The following is a 17,112-nucleotide window of genomic DNA, read 5'->3' as shown; positions in this document are numbered from 1 at the left end:
GTTTTATAATCAGAATCCTCCCTATGTCAGAATCTCCCGTATTTCGTTCAGGCTTGCGTCGATTACTTTACCCAGCTAGTACTCGTAGTTTAGCTACTGAAGAAGTAAGCAATGGACAACTGGACGAGTTACTACAACGGTTGGAGCTTCGGCCTGACGATTGCCAGGCCTTACCATCCACACAGCGCACCCTGGCCGGGCGATTTGTAGATGTGACATCTGGCGAAGTACTGATTGAGCAAATGGATGTTGATATTCCAGGCATAGTACCATTCCGGTGGGGCCGTTTCTGGCGTTCCAATCAGTTAACGGTTGGCTCTTTGGGCAACGGCTGGCGGCATTCGTACGATTTTGTTTTGCTGGAAGATCGGCGGAGTAGGCAGGTATTGATCCGACTGCCTGATAATAGAGGAGTGTTTTTCCCAGTCCTGCTAGCCGGAGAAACCTTCCTGAATCGATCCGAAAAGCTCAGGCTCAATCGGGATGAGCAAGGCTACTGGCTACAGGAATCGGATGGATTGCGGTATCGTTTTGGCCTGAATCCCAGTGGCAGCCTTTGTCGATTGGCGGCTGTCGAAGCGATTGGAACAGCGTATCGTATCCGGTTCAGTTATAGCAGCACAGGACATCTACGGCGAATAAGCGATGATTTTCAACGGGTAATTGACGTCATACCAGACGCTCAACATCGCATTGTCCGGCTGGAAATCACACTGCCCGACCAGCCTTTAAAGCGCTTACCCCTGGTGGAGTATCGCTACGATGATGTTCAGGATTTAAGAGAGGTGCTTATTCAGGAACAACCTGCCGCTCAGTATCATTACCGCCAGCATCGGATTATCCGCCTGACGGAGTCTATCCGTCAGAGTGTTTATCTCTCTTACGAAAAAATAGGGAATCAGTACCTGTGCATCGAATTCAATATGGACAAGAAGCAGTCTTCATTACGGTTTCAGTACTTGCCCGATGAAGGACGGACACAGGTTATTGATAGTGCGGGTGGAGTCCGGCAGTATGTGCATGAAGGCGGAATTGTTCAGCGATTTATCAGTGCAGGTGGGCGGCAACGGGTATGGTTCTTCAGCGAGTATGGCGAGCTGTTGAGCGAACAGGATTCGCTGGGGAATACGTCGTTCTTTACCTACGACGATCAGGGCAATATGACGCAGGCTGCCTGGCCCGATGGAGGAGCCATGCAAATGCAGTATAACGATACCAATCAACTGATTGCCCTAACGGATCGGGCTGATGGTTTCTGGCAATGGACCTACGACGAATCGGGGCGGCTGCTGTCCTGCATAAATCCAACTGGTACCGAAACGAGATTTACCTATCAGGAAGATGGTTTGCCCGAAGAAATGACGCTGCCCAACGGACAATGGACTCGGTGGGGGTATGATTCGTACGGGTATCGAAAATCACAAACTGATGCAACGGGTAGTCAGACCGCCTGGGACTACGCCTTTCTGGGTCAATTAATTAGCATTACTTATCCAGATGGAACCAGAACCGATGTAGTGAGAAAAACGAATAAGCAGTCAATCGCACTTACGCCCAATGGTGGTCAGCCTGATACCCAATATCAGCCCACCTATGATGCAGACGGTCTACTCATTCGGCTTCGGCGTACCAATCGACTGAACTGGCAATTTATTCGGGACGCGGCCGGAAGGGTACGTGAATATACTCGCTCGGATGGTACATCCACGAATTTCCACTACGATGCAGCCGGGCGCCCAACAGAGATACTTTTCAGTGATGGAAGCTGGTATCATTACACCTACCGTTCAGACGGGTGGTTAATGGAGGCCGCAACGCCAACCACACTCGTTCAGTTTGAGCGCGATGCACAAGGCAGGGTTTTGGCCGAAACTGCGGGGTCAACTCGTGTAGAAACCGTGTATGATACAGCCGGTCGACGGTTAAGCTGGCAACCGTCAGATAAGGAAGCTATGCAGTATGTATATGATGATCTGGGCTATCTAAGCGATCAGAAGCATCCGCAATGGCAACTTCAGTTTATATACGACCGGCTAGGGCGACCGATCGAACGCCAGATGCCGGGTGGTTTGTGGAGTCGGTGGCAGTACGATGTTGGTTCACGGCCAATCGGTCATCAGCTTTTTTGGGGGAGTGGCTTACAGGCTTCCCGTTCGCAGGCCTACCGATGGGAGCAGGAGCGGCTTATGCGCATAGACGATAATCGATTTGGAACCGTTTCGCTTCACTATGACACCTTTAATGACCCGACCGAAGCCATCTGCTCGGCTGGGTGGACAGATCGATGGGTTGCAGATCGATCTCATTATCAACAGAAACTCCTCAATCCAGCCACCGAAACAGCAGAACCTGGATGGCAGGTTACAACGGTTGGTACAGCTCGTTTTTATTACGACGCCGATGGTTATCTACGTGAGAAACGTGTGTCTGGCCAACTGTGGCAGTTCCAATGGCATGAGTCGGGGGTATTGAAGCAGGTTATTCGACCAAATAACCAGATAGTTACGTTCAGCTATGATGCCATCGGGCGACGTATTGAAAAAAAGGTTGGCGACTATCATGTCCGCTGGGCGTGGGATGGTCAGCGACTGCTTCACGAATGGCACCAGAAACCGGGTAGCGAGCCAGTACAATTAACCTGGTACACAACAACTGGAAACCAACCAACTATGCTACAGGTTGGCGACCAATGGTATAGTCTGGTGTCTAACTGGTTAGGGCAGCCTTTATCGTTGCATAATCTACAGGGCGAACCAGTTTGGGAATGGCGATGGTGCCTCTTTGGGAAAACGCACAACCAGACTGGCCCACCTCATTGGCATACGTTGCGGGGAATTGGTCAATACGAAGATCAGGAAGCTGGGCTGATTTACACCAATTTTCGCTATTTCGATGCCGCAACGGGGCTACCTATCAGTCCAGAATATTCCAGCCCCGCCGGGTGGGCGCGATCTGGATGGGAGCCTCCTCACGCACCAGAATCGTATCTTTCCGCTGCCCGATATATTCGAGTGTACTGAGTTTGTTCCAGAGCCGGGTAAAAACAGCCAGAAACTGCTCAATCGCTACCATCGAAACCCCAATTTGCTGATGGTTATAGTCGTGTTCGAGTAAGCGGAGAAGCAGTTCCTCAAATTGGCCGGGCGTTACATCCGTCCATTCATAGAAATAATGTAGTAGTTCCTCTTTCTGTCGAGTCGGCAGGCAGTATAATTCCGTATAAATGATACTCGTCAGATTCGCAAAATAACCAACCAGATAGACCGGTGGGTGCTGGTGATCGAGGTTACGATATTGAAAAAAAACGGTGCCCAGATAATCCAGGATTCGGTTGCAGAAGGCCTGAACCCGGCGGGCCAGGTCAGACGGCTGGGGCTGGTCAAATACCTTACGAATAATTTTGAACGAACTAACCTGAATCTCATTCAGGCCCCACCCAAAATTTTTGTAATACTGAATCAATCGGGGATGGCTGGCCACCGAAGCGCAAGGAGGAATATATTGGCTATCAATAACATAATGCCCTTCCAGATAGGTCGCTTTTCCAATAATCAGGTGATGGTGTCCTAATTCATTGGCGTTCACTTGTTGAGACGAAACCACCATTAATCGATACGAATACTCGGTATAAGGGTGCCGTAAGGGCGATTCTTCCGGGTCTGGATTCCCAATAGGTACTTTCTCAAATGGGTTGACGACCAGAATAACATCGTAGTCGGGGCGAAGCTGATCGTCGGTGCTCGAATTGATCTCAAAGGAGGCTGTTAAAACGGTAAATTTCAGCACATCTGGGTTAATCGCAATCCGGCAACCACCCTGCGTAATGGCATTACAGCGATATAAGCGAACCTCAACATGGTTGCTGTTTTTTTCCAATAGATCAAATTCGTGGGCAACCGATGTCCCCCTAACTGGCGGCAAAAGGCCGTAATTATAGCTGGTAAGAAACAGAGATACCGAATCGCGTACTAAATCCTGAACATGATGGTCGGTCTCAACAAAATGCTGTTGCGACAGCTTCATTCCATCGACCCAGTTAACCGGAAGGTGGTTTTTAGGAAATAACATAAGTAGTTAGCTAATTTCTTCCACCCGCTTGGCAACAATCAGGTAGTTTTCACGGAGATTATTCTGGGCGATTGTCTGTTCAAAATCAATGTACGACCGTAAGCGGAATAACGAAGGCTTAAGGCTGTAAAATAGCCATCCATACTCATGGGCCGTGTCATCGAACGTCTGAATCGGATCGTTTGGAAATTTATGGTTGTAATCATCCACAAATTTTTGGAACCACATACCAAATGGAACATCGCCGGACGTACGGGCCTTTACTTTAATGGGGGGATCTTTCCGGTTCGGATCTTTATAGATCTGAACCTCCAATAGCATCAGTCGGTAATAATCGACTCCTTCCATAGCTACCTCCTCGGCATGCCGAGGATAATACCAGAGCTTATAGATTTCGTTGGGTACGTTAACTAGCGCATTAAACGTATATGCGAACAGTACGGGCAACAGAAACGGCAATAAACTAGTAGAGGCCCATAAGTCGTACTGAAGCAATCCATATCGCAGGCTGCTTAAATAATTAAAAGCAGGCGTAAATAAGACAATACCCAGCCCTGCAATACTTCCCGTCAGCAGAACCACAAACGCGGGTCTGGTAGAAAACGCAGGTCCCATATCGTTTATCATCCGGTTTAAGAAAAAAATACCGCATAATAAGCTAAATACCTGTACCACTATGTAGTATACGGGAATGAATTGTAAGCCATTTAAGCCGAATAGTCCGGCAATACCTAGCACGAATGAACTAATCAGGGCGATCAGAATCAACCGCTTATTAGTCATTAGTTCATACTTACGATTCAGCCATACTGTTGTGATACACAACCCTGCTGTCAGTAGGACGATCAGTATGTAACTTATGAGGAACGGGGATACAACATCCATAAATTATCATCCACCAATTATTACCGTTGGCAAACCTAACGCAATAGCACCTCCATGGGCGGTTGTATCGCCCATGCGAGCTGCCGGGGCGCCACCAATCATCACGGTTGCGGAGCCTTTGATGATGGTATCGGGCGGGCCAACGCAGACCGCCGAATCGCCAGCACGAGCAGCGGGCATATTACCAATAAGAACTGTAGGACAGCCTGGCCCGATAACGGGACCACCAACATGCGGAACAAGAGCCGTTACCATCGGACAGGTGTGCAGGTCAGTTAAACGAGCAGCGGGAGGCATAGAGGATTAAGATAAGGGCACGTAAACTAACTGTAATTTATGAAAACTTCAGAACAAGGCGCGGTAATTCTGATTAGTAATCAGGCTCCAGGCTGAAGATGTTGTAACTCTTTTTTTACCATAGACCAACGACGCCTGGAAATCACTATCTCGGCCCCAGTAGCCAATCGTAGCAGTGGCCCCCGGTGAGTTAGTTGGGTTTTCTGTACATAATTTCGGTTTATAACGCAGTTTTGATGAACTCGTATAAAGTTTTCGATAGGTAACTGACTGGCGTAATGCTTAATCGTATAGGCCATCATTTGCTTAGTACCATCGCTCCAGTATAACCAGCTATACCCACGAACGCCTTTTATCATAATTAAGTCGTCGATTGGTTTACTTTGCCAACCAATCTTAAGATCATTAACTCGTACTGATAAAAGCAGATTTGACACTAATGTCTCGTCAGAAACTGAATTAATAAAGCGATTACTCATAGTTTTTTTGGATTAGGCATTTTACGAAAACATGAATTAATGGTAATTTTTACATCATTAATTCCGTATTTATACTTGCTCCATATCTAGTTTAAATACGGATTGAAATAAGTACTCTAATCACCAGTGTATTATCGTTGATGATAAAAAACTAAGCCCAATTTTTAGATGTGCCTGTTATTAACTAATTGATGACAGTATCTATACTTAATATATGATTAGTAATATTATATATTTAAATAATGACTTAAAAATTTTTTACTTATGAGAATCAAAGATTATCAGCTAAGCAATCAATTTCTATTGTATTATCCTCATGTATGTATATAATTTTATAAGTAATGTATAGACCCACTAAATAAACCTATGTACCTGAGGTATAGACTAGTTGGGCTTAGAAAGATAGACATATTTCATACGTTCTCTTTATAATTAAAACAAGGATTGAGGGTGCTGCTGTTAGAATCAGATAAAAGAAGACAAACCACTATCTAATTCCTAGTTGAGCATATGGACAAAAAATGGACAAAATACTAATTGACTGATTTTGAGTTTATTATAAAGGTATTCACTGAGCCGTCAGCAGTTCAACAAAATAGTCATCTTACAATACTCATTGGGATACAGCGATAAATCGTTAGACGAGTATTTCATAGCTAAGGAGCAAATGGCAAGTTGTCGTTTTATCAAGTTGGTAAATTGACATAAATAATGTATTTACGTACGGATAGCCTCCTTCGGATTCATAATCTAGCTCTCAGGCGAACCTAATAGAGTATTCTTTTATCAAAATTGATTATTCCAGGTAACTAAAAAGACGAAATGTATGTCAACGTCACCTGGTGGTAGTTGAACGTTGATAATTGGTAGGTGAATAGAAAAGTTAGCGAAGATGAAGTGGCTAATGAAATGCTTATAGTAAGAGCGGCTACCAGAAATCAACTGAGAACCCGTGTTTCCATTTGGTGGGGCGGTTGCCAAGAACTACAACAATGAGTTACAAACTCAGATTGGTCTTAATTTAATGTCTAGCCCAATGTAGCAGAGCCACGTAAAACACACCGTTGATATGGAAATGAAATGCCCTTAGGTATGATTAGGGCCGGATTGGCTATTCGCAAGTTTCTCTTCTCCCCATTCGTTCATTAAGTACAAAATCTGTTTCAGAGAACTGGCCAGCTCGGTTACCTTATACTCAACTTTGGGTGGTACCTACGGATGGACAATGCGCTGGATCAAGCAGTCTGCTTCCAATCATTTCAGAATCATCATCGAGTAAAATGAATCCTAGTTCCCACATTATCCTGATAATCAGCGGACAAAATGCAGGTAGAATCAAAAGAATCCATAGAAACTAAATTGGACTAGCATTAATTGGTCAGGATAGTTTTCCAGGTAGTTCCGTTCCAGAACTCTTTCGTGTGGGTTGTCAGATTGTAAATTTCCAAGCCTTCATAGGGCGTCAGTGCGTCGCGTTGCGCAGTAGTAAATCGGTTACCCCGAACCCCAAAGCGGCCATTTTCATCGACTACCACCGTTTTTAAACTGCCCGTCAAATCTGCGCTGTTACTAGTCATATCCGGAGTCCGGATGGGTGTTGCGCCGTGTAATACGCTTTTATAGCTGCTATTGCTAGGGTCGAAAACTGATTGCCCTTGCACAAGGGTCTGACCATATTGAAAAATTCCGCCTTCGATGTTTAAGGTCGTAGGAAACGTAGCATTATCCTTACACTTCACACTTAAGTTATAACCCCTATGGGCTGCCGATATAAGCGAAAGGCCTGTGAACGAACCCATTGTAAATACCAAAGGGCCATGCATTCCGACGCTCACCTGCGCACCGTATCCACCCGATGGCTGTAAAATACTCTGATTGTTGGCGCTAAATATATAAGTTGAATTATCCAGATACATTCTCCCAATCGTAACATAATACAGGTTTGAGCAGGACACTGAAGGCCGAAGAGTTGATCCCATAATAATTATATCACCCCCGTCTAATACGATCCGATTTGAGCCATTTAAGGTTAAATCAAGCGTAATTAGTTGTACCATTGACCCCGTACTGGCATATAAGCCTGCATTCAAGACTACATAGGCAGGGGCGGGATAATCCGGCGAATACAGGAAAACATACTTATTACTGACCCCGTGATCTTGGCTCAGCACAACTGGATTCGCTGACGTCGTATTACGAACACTGACATAATAGCTATACGCCGAACTACCGTTTATCCATTCGAAAGCTTTGTCTAAGGTTTTGAACACTACCCCACCCGTAAAGCTTTCAGTCTGAACTGTATATTCAGAAGGGTCTTTTGTATCGTCCCCATTCACAGGGTCAATAGCGATGAATAGCGAACTGGTTGCATTGAGGGTATGATAGGTTAATTTATCGACCTTATTAATGCCACCTATCGTTACATTTCCGGTTAGCGTTGTGCTGATTGGCTGGTTCATTACGTCCGCCTTCAGGCTAGATTTGCGTAGATTTTGATTTACTTGTCGGCCAATTTCAGCGTTTTGCCCAAAAGCCAGAAAGGTAGTCAACGATAGAACGATTGATAGAATACGTCTCATTTCGAGCTATTTAATTAAGTAACCATTAATTGCATCCAGCTTGATCGTTACGGGCAGATTCCTGTTTGTGGAAGTGGATTTACTTCTTTGTCACTTTTCTTTGATGCCGTACACCTTACAGATAAGCAAACTCAATAATTTACGCTCGCCATGAAATTCTATTTACCCTTGCGACTATAGGTCACTTGAAGTTATTGAAAATTCAATTGGATGTCGAGTTCATTACCATCAATAACCGAGCCTATCAACAGTGGGTTTCTGGGTATTACCAGCTTCTCCCCTAGCAGGGATGATAAATAAGCTGGTCTACTAACTATGGCGCCTAGTGCTCAGACGGCCCTGTTCAAACGCGAAAGCGTCAAAATGTTTAAGCTATCGCACTGGCGGCTTAATCAGCATCGGTCGTTCCGGCAGCCGGACGATTTTTCAGCAACTCCTTCGTCAACCGGATAATGTTCTTTTTGAGCAGGTCATGATCGTATAAATCCTCAATCACGATCTCTTCCACCTGATCGGCCAGCGCTCCCATTATTTTTGACTTGAATAACCGGACCCCTAACCCGATCCAGGGATTGGCAAACGCACCATTGGCTTTCAGGATGGCGAACAATCGGGTCTTCAATGCTGTTCGGGAACGCCCCAGTAGTTTACGTAGCTCCATTACCGTTCGAACTGGATAAACCGGCTTAGGCTCGTCTAAGGGAGCAATTGGGTTCGAACGATCGTCAGCAGCTTTTTCCAGATGTTCGGGGTCAATATCTGGGATTATATACTTACTAATCAGGTTCTGGTTAACTGCCTGCTGTAGATTCTCCTGCTTAAATCGAAGCTGAGTTCGCATAGTCGAATAAATCTGCCCGATTAGGGTCTTCAGCAGTATTCTCTGTTCTGGCTTAATTTGTGGGGCATTCTCAACCGTCGGAAATGGTTCAATCATCAGAACAGAAGCGCTGGTCAAGTTATTGACTTCCCAGGCATACCTTTCCTTATTCACTTCAGGTTCCTGCTGCATGTATTTCCATTCGACCTCTGCTGTTTTGGGGTCGGTTTTCTTTTCCCGATTACGAAACTCCAGAATATCCTGAGCTATCTCAAAAGGTTCGTTATTCAGGAGTCCGCCATCTACGTTAACACTGGCATACACTTTGTCATCTTCCAGCCCGAAAATAGCCTTGGGGGCTCGATAGTTTATAAATCGATTCAGTCGTAAATACTTTCCTTCCCGGTGAACGGGCCGCCATCGTAATCCAATCGGAAATGCTCCGGTAGCCATAGCACAGTCTCGTAAGGTTCGTAATCCATCGTTCGATTCATCGCCGAATTGAATGGGTATGATGCCATCTTTATTCTCCTCTTTACTAACAATAAAGTGGCCGAAATCCCGGTGATTAAGACTAATATACCGGCCATCAACTTCATGTTCGGGGTCGGAGATAGCTCGGTGTGTTTCGGAATCATTGTCGAACTTAATGACCTCCTGAAAACCAGTCAGATTACTCATAGATATGCATATTTCCAGGTTTTCAGCAACATATGTCCGGGGTGGAAACGGCTCTTTAACCTCAAGCATATCCTGCGCTATCTGGTCGATGAAGTTAGAGTTTAATATTGAAGCTGCTCCATGTTCGGGCAGATCGTCGTTATCGAGCATGATGGGTAACATCTCATCGGCCAACAGGTCAACCCAGGCCTGATAGAGTTTATTCTTCCCTTTAAAGTCCAGGTAGCCTCCATTTTTCTGGTTTACAGGATCAATATGATCGTGGAGGGCAGCTGCTGCAATGGCTGCTGTCATTCCTCCCGCCGAAGCTCCGGTCATGCTATCTAGTATAACCCGATGTTTGGGGATGCGCGGGTCATGAAATTTCGAATTTCGAGCCTGTTCCCAACGGTCGAGAGCTTCTATAAGGTAATCCATGACTCCGGCGGTATAGGCTCCGGCAGAGATTGCCCCGGCCATACACAGACCGAGGTAGAAAGGACGATTTTCGGTAGAGGCCATTGCAGGAAAGGTTCAGGCAGAATAGACTATTGAAAGTACATATTCTTTCTGCTCCTTTATCAGTCGACTCTTTCAATCCGTTAAAATAGTAGGCTACTTTAGTTAATGGTAGGGAGTCCGTAATCCTCTAACTGAGCGATTGGAAACGGCTCCCAAATCCGTATTTACGTTCTTCAATAAAAAAAGGTAGCTTTCAGTACAGACTAATTCACAGATTAATAATAAAGTAATGAACCTCTGATCTGAGTTGTCTGATACTTTGTAATCCATCAATTACTTTCAAATTTGAAAGTAACGGGTGTTCTATCTAACCTTTGACAGCATTGATTATAAAAAGAAAAGGCACGATCAAGCATCTCCTTTTTTGTTGCCAAGTGCGGCTATATCTAGAAGTAGTTTTTCTAGTAAGTTATCAGTGTTCATTGTTCCAATAATTTTAGGTGTGGTTATTTTCTAATCAATCGCTTCAATTCCTCAATCTCCGCTTTCATCTTTTTATTGGCCTTCTGTTGCTCGATCAGATATAGTGTTAACTCCTCCACTTTCTCAAGTAGTGTCGCATTCATCTTGACTAAATCAACACCTTCTTTAGCCACCTGTTCAGCTGAAGGGGTGCCTGGTAGATGCTGATTAGCATCAATGTACTTTTCTACATCAGTCAGCGGTGTCAGTCGATATCCTGGCATAAATACCTTATCACTCCACTCGGATGGGTTGTTAATTCGAAGCTGATATCTGGCTTTAACGACGTTTACCTTCTGGTCGACAGATAAAAACTGATCTGTTGACTGCGCTACTGGGCTAGTTGTAGTAAGATTCGATAACCGCAATCCACTAGCGTCAGGTGCTTCATTAACGACTTCTAAACGGGTTGTAGGCATCTAGGTACCAATGCCAACGTTGGCATTATTACCTAGGATTAGGGCGTTGCTGCTAGCAACCTTTGAGCCTGCTCCGATGGCTGTGGCGTTGTGAAGCGACTCTCTCTTTTCGGTCAAAAGTACGCCCGCCTGCGTACCTAGAAATGTGTTTTGTGAGCCTGTGTCATGTTGCCCTGTGTTGTAACCCAGATAGACATTATCGTCTGAATCCATCGAAGCAGTACCCGCCTGATTGCCAATAATTGTATTGTGTGAACCCGTGGAAATATTGCGTCCAGCAGTCACACCTATGACGGTATTTCCTTTACCCAATGTGTTTTGATAGCCAGCCTGATAACCGATAAACGTATTAGAATCCGCTACCGAATTGTAGCCCGATTGATACCCTATGAAGGTGCTCTTTTGACCAGTCTGGTTCGTGTAACCGGCTTTACTGCCTACAAACAAGTTATTTGATACGGTATTATGTAAGCCCGCTGAATCACCAACCACGACGTTATTACTACCTGCATGAATATTAAAACCAGCTGCTGCTCCTATTAGAACGTTGCTGTATCCTTTTTCTAGCAAATGACCTGACAGGTACCTAGTTAACGTATTATATGATCCACTGGAATTCCCATACCCAGTAGCAGAGCCTATAAACGTATTGTATGAACCTGCCGAATTGAAATTGCCCGTATTACTTCCTAAAAAGGCATTATTGGTACCTGTTGAATTTGAATAGCCTGTGTTTGAACCAATAAATGTGTTGTTAGAACCTGTACTGTTAACAACACCTGCATAATACCCCAAAAACGTATTCAGGCCACCGCTTGTGTTTGATAAGCCAGCTCTAGCCCCGATAAACGCATTCGCAGACCCCGTTGAGTTTTGATAGCCAGTCCCACTACCCACAAACACATTATCACCCTCAGAATTAAAAATACCAGCCTCATTTCCAACAAAGACATTATTATAACCTGTCGTATTGCGAACTCCGGCACTAGCTCCAATAAATGCATTATAATATCCTGTAGTATTAGCAAGGCCTGCTTTGAAGCCAATAAATGTATTGCTATAACCTGTTGTAGTCAGATTACCCGCATAGGGGCCAACCATCGTATTATTAAATCCAGGCGTTGCTGAGACCGGTGAAGTGGCGATGTAATTAATCTGGCCAAGCTAAGTATAGGAATAACCAGAAGAAAAGTAAAAATGTGTTTCACGGAGAGGAGTTGGTGTGGTTATCTGGCAAAGAAATGTGTTGCAGCAATCTAACTACTTTTGTACACCAAAATGTACACCAACAAAAAAGCACTTACGATTTTTACATCATAAGTGCTTGATTTTCAGTAGTGGGAGTTGACGGGTTCGAACCGCCGACCCTCTGCTTGTAAGGCAGATGCTCTGAACCAGCTGAGCTAAACTCCCTTTTTGTCCCTGCTTCGTTGCGTTTGGGAGTGCAAATATAGAAAGCTAAATGACCATTATGCAAGTGTTAATTCAAAAAAAAATTAACTTTTTTACAATCACCTGATAATCAAGAAGCACTTATTCAAAATTTAAATACAGCGTTACCGAATGACTAGTCAACTTATTGATCCCAATGCCCGCCGAGTTCGTGCTTGGGTTGTAAAGATTAACAAGGCCGTGAGAAAAGCGCAATTCGGGAGCGAATTTAAAGAACTCGAAATACTGCTCCAGACCAATACCATACTCAATGGCAAAGTCCATTGTGCCTGTACTAAGCTTACTGGCCCCCTGAAGCTCTTTCCGACGCACATTACTTTCAATGCTGAACGTTCCGCCAGCCAGTAAGTACATGCGTGTATTATTCCGTCGCTCGGATTTGTACTTAAGCAAAAGCGGGAAATCGATCCAGGTTGATTCGCGCGTTTCGGTTTTTGACGTTCCGCCTGGGTAGTCATAATGTACTTCTCGACTGAAAAGCGATACCGAAGGTGTCAATCGTACATCGAAACGATCGTTCAGATAGGCATTGATCGATAAACCAACACGAAAAGCAGGCTTATTGGGCGAATAAATTCGATAAGCCGAATCGGCTGATAAAAATGTTGGGCTATAGCCAACACTGAACCGTGTGACAGGAGCCGCAAAGAAAAACCCGTAATGAATTGTTTTGTCGTCGTAACGTTCGAGGTGCTTCCGGACGTATTTGTACGACTGTCCGTTTGCCTGATAATACCCCAGTATACTCATGAGCAAAACAATGCTAAATCGTGCCGATAATCGAATGCAACGATTGAGAAGCCTTAAGCCAGTTTGTGGCCTATGTAAATTGACGCAACGCCGAAGGTGAGCGGTATCCATTTAGTGTTTGTAAAACCTGCTTTTTCGTAAATACGCAGAAAATCGGGACCATCGGGGAAAGCCTGCACAGACTCGGGCAGGTAGGTATAGGCCGATGCATCTTTACTGACTACGCGCCCGATGAGCGGGAGAATGGTTCGGGAGTAAAAACTGTATAGCTGTTTAAACGGAAATTGGCGCGGATTCGAAAACTCCAGTACCAGGCATACACCACCCGGACGCGTTACGCGATACATGTCGGTTAAGCCTTTAAGCAATGTTTCGAAGTTGCGCACACCAAATGCAACGATGACAGCATCGAAATCATTGTCTGGCAGGGGTAAACCTTCTGAATCGCCCATACGCATTTCAATGATCTGATCGACACCCCGCTTTTTCATTTTGTCGCGCCCAACGGATAGCATGCCTTCCGAGATGTCCATCCCCACGATTTTTTCTGGTTTGAGTGCTAAGGCTTCCAGGGCGAAATCGCCGGTGCCGGTGGCTATATCCAGAATCCGTTTAGGGGGCTTGGCTGCGGCTTTGCGCAGCTCGCGTATGGCTCGTTTACGCCAGAGAATGTCAATGCCACCACTCAAAACATGATTTAACAAGTCATATTTGGGTGAAATACTATCGAACATTTCGGCGACCTGTTCGCGCTTGGAGGTGTCTTTATCTTTGTAAGGAACGACTGCCATAGTAAATGATTGAATGATTGAGTGATTGAATGATCGAATAAAATTTGCGTCAGCTATTCAATCATTCAATCACTCAATCATTCTAAATTAATTATACAAAGGTAATGCCATATTTGTAGGTTTCTGGCGAAAGTTTGTCATTTCGGTGGGCAATGTGTAGTTTAGACTCAATGCTATTTTCTCATATACAACTTGACCTATTATGTCTCCTCTTTTTTTCTTAACCTTCCTGACACTGAATTCATTGGTAACTCAGCCCACTGTTGATGACGATCCAATTGCGAAAAAAGCACATAAAATCCATCAAAAGGTATTAACGCTGGATACCCATGCCGATGCACCAATTATGATGCAGAAGCCTGGCTTTGATGTAGGTGTTGCCCACGATACCAAACGCGACGGTTCGCAGATTGATTTCCCCCGAATGAAGCAGGGAGGAATGGACGCTATGTTTTTCGCGGTCTATACCTCACAAGGTCCGCGTACCGACGAAGGTCATGCCGAAGCAAAACGAAATGCTTTAAATCAATTTGATCTGATTCATAAAGCCCTCAAAAAATACCCTGATCTGGCTGAGCTGGCCACTACACCAGCCGATGCTTATCGAATTAAAAAAGCGGGCAAGCGGGCTGTGTTTATCGGCATGGAAAATGGGTATCCGGTTGGTAAGGATTTAGCCATGCTTAAAACCTATTATGACCTGGGATGCCGATACATGACATTGACGCACTTCGCGAATAACCTGATTGGCGATTCATCGACCGATCCTGATGGCCCTATGTATGGGGGACTAAGTGATTTCGGGAAACTGGTGGTGCCTGAAATGAATCGACTTGGTATTTTAATCGATGTATCGCACGTGGCTGATAGCACGTTTTACGATGCTCTGGCGCTCTCAAAAGCACCAGTTATCGCTTCGCACTCCAATTGTCGGGCTCTATGCGATTTTCCCCGAAATATGACCGACGATATGATTAAAGCGATTGCGGCCAAAGGGGGCGTAGTGCAGGTGAACTTTGTGAGCGATTACCTTAAAAAGCCGTCCGATGCACACCGGGCCGCGAAAACCAAAATTCGGATGGCTCAGGTCGGTAAAGTATCGACACCCGAAATGGAAGCCCGGATGACAGCTATGAGCGATTCTGTGGCCAAGGCCTATGCATCGGAACGGGCTAGCTTATCCGACATTGCCGACCATATTGATCACATCGTTAAACTTGTGGGAATCAACCACGTGGGGATCGGATCTGATTTTGATGGCGGAGGAGGTGTAAACGGCCTTGAAGACGTCAGCCAGATTGAAAATCTAACCGTCGAACTCGTTCGCCGAAACTATACGGAAGCCGATATTGCGAAGATCTGGGGCGGCAACCTACTTCGTGTACTCGGGCAGGCGAAGGTAGGAAAGTAGGTATAGATTACTGACAACTGCGTCCATTGTTGGTTGTTCGGGCAAGTTGACGGTAAAAAATGCGTTCGGGCAACTTTAGAATGGTATAAGGCCATTCTTTGGCTTGTCAACGTCATAACCGCAAACCTTGATTTTCCGATGAACCGTACCGATTTTCTGAAAACATCCGCTCTGGCCGGAGCTTCACTCATTACCGATCCTGTTCAAGTTCGAGCGTTCATTACACGTCAGCCAGCTAAAAAATACCGCACGGCGGTGGTAGGAACAGGCTGGTGGGGTGGTAATATTCTGCTGAATGCTGTACAGGCGGGTGAGTCGAAAATCGTTGCACTTTGCGATGTAGATACACGCCAGCTTCAGAAAACCAGCGATGCACTAAGTAAGCTAACGTCTGATAAGCCCAAGCTCTACCGCGATTATCGCGAAATGCTGATTGCAGAGAAGCCCGAAATTGTAATCGTGGCCACTCCCGATCACTGGCATCCACTTATTGCCATTGCGGCCATGAAGGCGGGCGCACACGTGTACGTCGAAAAGCCCATTAGCCATACCATCAATGAAGGAAAGGCGATGGTACGAACAGCACGGGAAACGGGAAAAATCTGTCAGGTAGGTATGCACCGACGCGTGTCGCCCCACAATGTGTCGGGTCGAGAGTTTATTCAGTCTGGAAAGGTTGGGAAGATTGGCATGGCAAGGGCATTTGTGCATTATGCAGGTGGAGCTGGTCAGCCCACTCCCGATGCCGAAGCGCCTAAAGAAATAGACTGGAACATGTGGTGTGGCCCTGCTCCGCTGCGCGCTTATAATCCGGCTATGCACCCACGGAGCTGGCGTAATTTCCTAGACTATGCCAATGGTACCCTTGGCGACTGGGGCATTCACTGGATGGATCAAATTTTATGGGTAACCGAACGAAATCATCCTAAAAAAGTCTACACCACAGGTGGTCGGGCCATCAAAAAGGATAGTACCGACGCACCTGACCACCAAGTGTCGACCTTTGAGTTTGATGACGACTTTACAGCTGTTTGGGAGCACCGAACATTTGGGGGCAATATGGCTGAGAAAACACATCCACAACAAGCTGTAGGGGTTTATTTCTACGGAACTGAAGGGACCTTTCATATGGGTTGGCTCGATGGCTGGACATTCTATCCGTCGGACCCGAAAAAGCCGGTTATTCATCAGGATGCCCAATTAGATAAACCCGATGACCAGAATATTGCGCTGTTATGGGCTAATTTCCTGAGTAGTATAAAAAGCAATAAACTACCGGTCTGCGATATCGAAATTGGTCATCGCTCAACGAATATGGCGCTTCTGGGTATGTTGTCGCTGAAACTTGGCCGCAGTGTTGAATGGGATGGCCAGCAGATTCCAAATGATCCGGAAGCAAATAAGCTGTTGAGTCGGGCCTACCGGGGCGAATGGCAATATCCTGTTTAAGCACCACTTGATTGCCTTGCAGAAATGTTGACCGTAGAATAACTCGACTTTAGTTATTAGTTACT

The 17,112-nt window shown here is 45.4% G+C and carries 13 protein-coding genes, 1 tRNA gene and 1 pseudogene; 3 read left to right on the top strand and 12 right to left on the bottom strand.

Translation table 11 applies throughout. The features are described 5' to 3' along the window. Positions 1–23: 23 nt before the first annotated feature. The gene (locus ACYVGR_RS20725; RefSeq protein WP_460960180.1) at positions 24–3,020 is read left to right on the top strand and encodes a DUF6531 domain-containing protein; all 2,997 of its coding nucleotides are present in this window, start codon (positions 24–26) and stop codon (positions 3,018–3,020) included. Here the strand turns inward: ACYVGR_RS20725 and ACYVGR_RS20720 are convergent. From ACYVGR_RS20720 to ubiE, 12 genes and pseudogenes are all read right to left on the bottom strand, one after another. Beyond that, complete coding sequence (locus tag ACYVGR_RS20720; protein WP_460960178.1) at positions 2,914–4,068, bottom strand: hypothetical protein; 1,155 nt, start codon at positions 4,066–4,068, stop codon at positions 2,914–2,916. The genes ACYVGR_RS20725 and ACYVGR_RS20720 overlap by 107 nt on opposite strands. Positions 4,069–4,074: 6 nt before the next feature. Further along, the gene (locus tag ACYVGR_RS20715) at positions 4,075–4,953 is read right to left on the bottom strand and encodes a TssN family type VI secretion system protein (RefSeq protein ID WP_460960176.1); all 879 of its coding nucleotides are present in this window, start codon (positions 4,951–4,953) and stop codon (positions 4,075–4,077) included. A 6-nt stretch (positions 4,954–4,959) separates the two neighbouring features. Further along, positions 4,960–5,250: a PAAR domain-containing protein gene (locus ACYVGR_RS20710; RefSeq protein WP_182460286.1), complete on the bottom strand. Its 291-nt coding sequence runs from the start codon at positions 5,248–5,250 to the stop codon at positions 4,960–4,962. An 80-nt stretch (positions 5,251–5,330) separates the two neighbouring features. Beyond that, a complete protein-coding gene (locus tag ACYVGR_RS20705; protein WP_182460285.1) occupies positions 5,331–5,729 on the bottom strand; it encodes a LytR/AlgR family response regulator transcription factor in 399 nt (132 codons plus the stop codon). 1,086 nt (positions 5,730–6,815) lie between these two features. Further along, positions 6,816–6,929: pseudogene (locus tag ACYVGR_RS20700) on the bottom strand (hypothetical protein); the annotation flags it as partial. A gap of 170 nt (positions 6,930–7,099) precedes the next feature. Continuing rightward, a complete protein-coding gene (locus ACYVGR_RS20695; RefSeq protein WP_460960173.1) occupies positions 7,100–8,311 on the bottom strand; it encodes a hypothetical protein in 1,212 nt (403 codons plus the stop codon). 388 nt (positions 8,312–8,699) lie between these two features. Next, positions 8,700–10,313, bottom strand: a complete 1,614-nt coding sequence (locus ACYVGR_RS20690; protein WP_460960171.1) for a patatin-like phospholipase family protein — start codon at positions 10,311–10,313, stop codon at positions 8,700–8,702. Between the two features lie 446 nt (positions 10,314–10,759). Beyond that, a complete protein-coding gene (locus ACYVGR_RS20685) occupies positions 10,760–11,194 on the bottom strand; it encodes a hypothetical protein (protein WP_460960169.1) in 435 nt (144 codons plus the stop codon). Continuing rightward, positions 11,195–12,295 carry a hypothetical protein gene (locus tag ACYVGR_RS20680; RefSeq protein WP_460960167.1) on the bottom strand — a complete coding sequence of 367 codons (1,101 nt, stop codon included), beginning with the start codon at positions 12,293–12,295 and terminating at the stop codon, positions 11,195–11,197. Positions 12,296–12,532: 237 nt separating this feature from the next. Beyond that, positions 12,533–12,607, bottom strand: a tRNA-Val gene (locus tag ACYVGR_RS20675). A 120-nt stretch (positions 12,608–12,727) separates the two neighbouring features. Then, positions 12,728–13,396, bottom strand: coding sequence for a type IX secretion/gliding motility protein PorT/SprT (gene porT / locus ACYVGR_RS20670; RefSeq protein ID WP_460960165.1), 669 nt, complete (start codon positions 13,394–13,396; stop codon positions 12,728–12,730). A gap of 53 nt (positions 13,397–13,449) precedes the next feature. Continuing rightward, a complete protein-coding gene (ubiE, locus tag ACYVGR_RS20665) occupies positions 13,450–14,187 on the bottom strand; it encodes a bifunctional demethylmenaquinone methyltransferase/2-methoxy-6-polyprenyl-1,4-benzoquinol methylase UbiE (RefSeq protein WP_182460279.1) in 738 nt (245 codons plus the stop codon). A 202-nt stretch (positions 14,188–14,389) separates the two neighbouring features. Between ubiE and ACYVGR_RS20660 the strand changes: the two genes are divergently transcribed. Further along, complete coding sequence (locus tag ACYVGR_RS20660) at positions 14,390–15,598, top strand: dipeptidase (protein ID WP_460960162.1); 1,209 nt, start codon at positions 14,390–14,392, stop codon at positions 15,596–15,598. A 138-nt stretch (positions 15,599–15,736) separates the two neighbouring features. After that, a complete protein-coding gene (locus ACYVGR_RS20655; RefSeq protein ID WP_460960160.1) occupies positions 15,737–17,047 on the top strand; it encodes a Gfo/Idh/MocA family protein in 1,311 nt (436 codons plus the stop codon). The last annotated feature ends 65 nt before the right edge of the window (positions 17,048–17,112 follow it).

Source organism: Spirosoma litoris (genome assembly GCF_054776755.1).
The sequence above is the reverse complement of the archived record's forward strand: the minus strand, read 5'-3'. Positions and strand labels throughout refer to the sequence as shown.

What these genes read in the sequence shown, in the direction of transcription:
- ACYVGR_RS20690 (WP_460960171.1), bottom strand. Translation starts at nt 10,313, where the DNA reads ATGGCCTCTACCGAAAATCGTCCTTTCTACCTCGGTCTGTGTATGGCC.
- ACYVGR_RS20725 (WP_460960180.1), top strand. Translation starts at nt 24, where the DNA reads ATGTCAGAATCTCCCGTATTTCGTTCAGGCTTGCGTCGATTACTTTAC.
- ACYVGR_RS20685 (WP_460960169.1), bottom strand. Translation starts at nt 11,194, where the DNA reads ATGCCTACAACCCGTTTAGAAGTCGTTAATGAAGCACCTGACGCTAGT.
- ACYVGR_RS20710 (WP_182460286.1), bottom strand. Translation starts at nt 5,250, where the DNA reads ATGCCTCCCGCTGCTCGTTTAACTGACCTGCACACCTGTCCGATGGTA.
- ACYVGR_RS20695 (WP_460960173.1), bottom strand. Translation starts at nt 8,311, where the DNA reads ATGAGACGTATTCTATCAATCGTTCTATCGTTGACTACCTTTCTGGCT.
- ACYVGR_RS20660 (WP_460960162.1), top strand. Translation starts at nt 14,390, where the DNA reads ATGTCTCCTCTTTTTTTCTTAACCTTCCTGACACTGAATTCATTGGTA.
- ACYVGR_RS20705 (WP_182460285.1), bottom strand. Translation starts at nt 5,729, where the DNA reads ATGAGTAATCGCTTTATTAATTCAGTTTCTGACGAGACATTAGTGTCA.
- porT (WP_460960165.1), bottom strand. Translation starts at nt 13,396, where the DNA reads ATGAGTATACTGGGGTATTATCAGGCAAACGGACAGTCGTACAAATAC.
- ubiE (WP_182460279.1), bottom strand. Translation starts at nt 14,187, where the DNA reads ATGGCAGTCGTTCCTTACAAAGATAAAGACACCTCCAAGCGCGAACAG.
- ACYVGR_RS20655 (WP_460960160.1), top strand. Translation starts at nt 15,737, where the DNA reads ATGAACCGTACCGATTTTCTGAAAACATCCGCTCTGGCCGGAGCTTCA.
- ACYVGR_RS20715 (WP_460960176.1), bottom strand. Translation starts at nt 4,953, where the DNA reads ATGGATGTTGTATCCCCGTTCCTCATAAGTTACATACTGATCGTCCTA.
- ACYVGR_RS20720 (WP_460960178.1), bottom strand. Translation starts at nt 4,068, where the DNA reads ATGTTATTTCCTAAAAACCACCTTCCGGTTAACTGGGTCGATGGAATG.
- ACYVGR_RS20680 (WP_460960167.1), bottom strand. Translation starts at nt 12,295, where the DNA reads ATGGTTGGCCCCTATGCGGGTAATCTGACTACAACAGGTTATAGCAAT.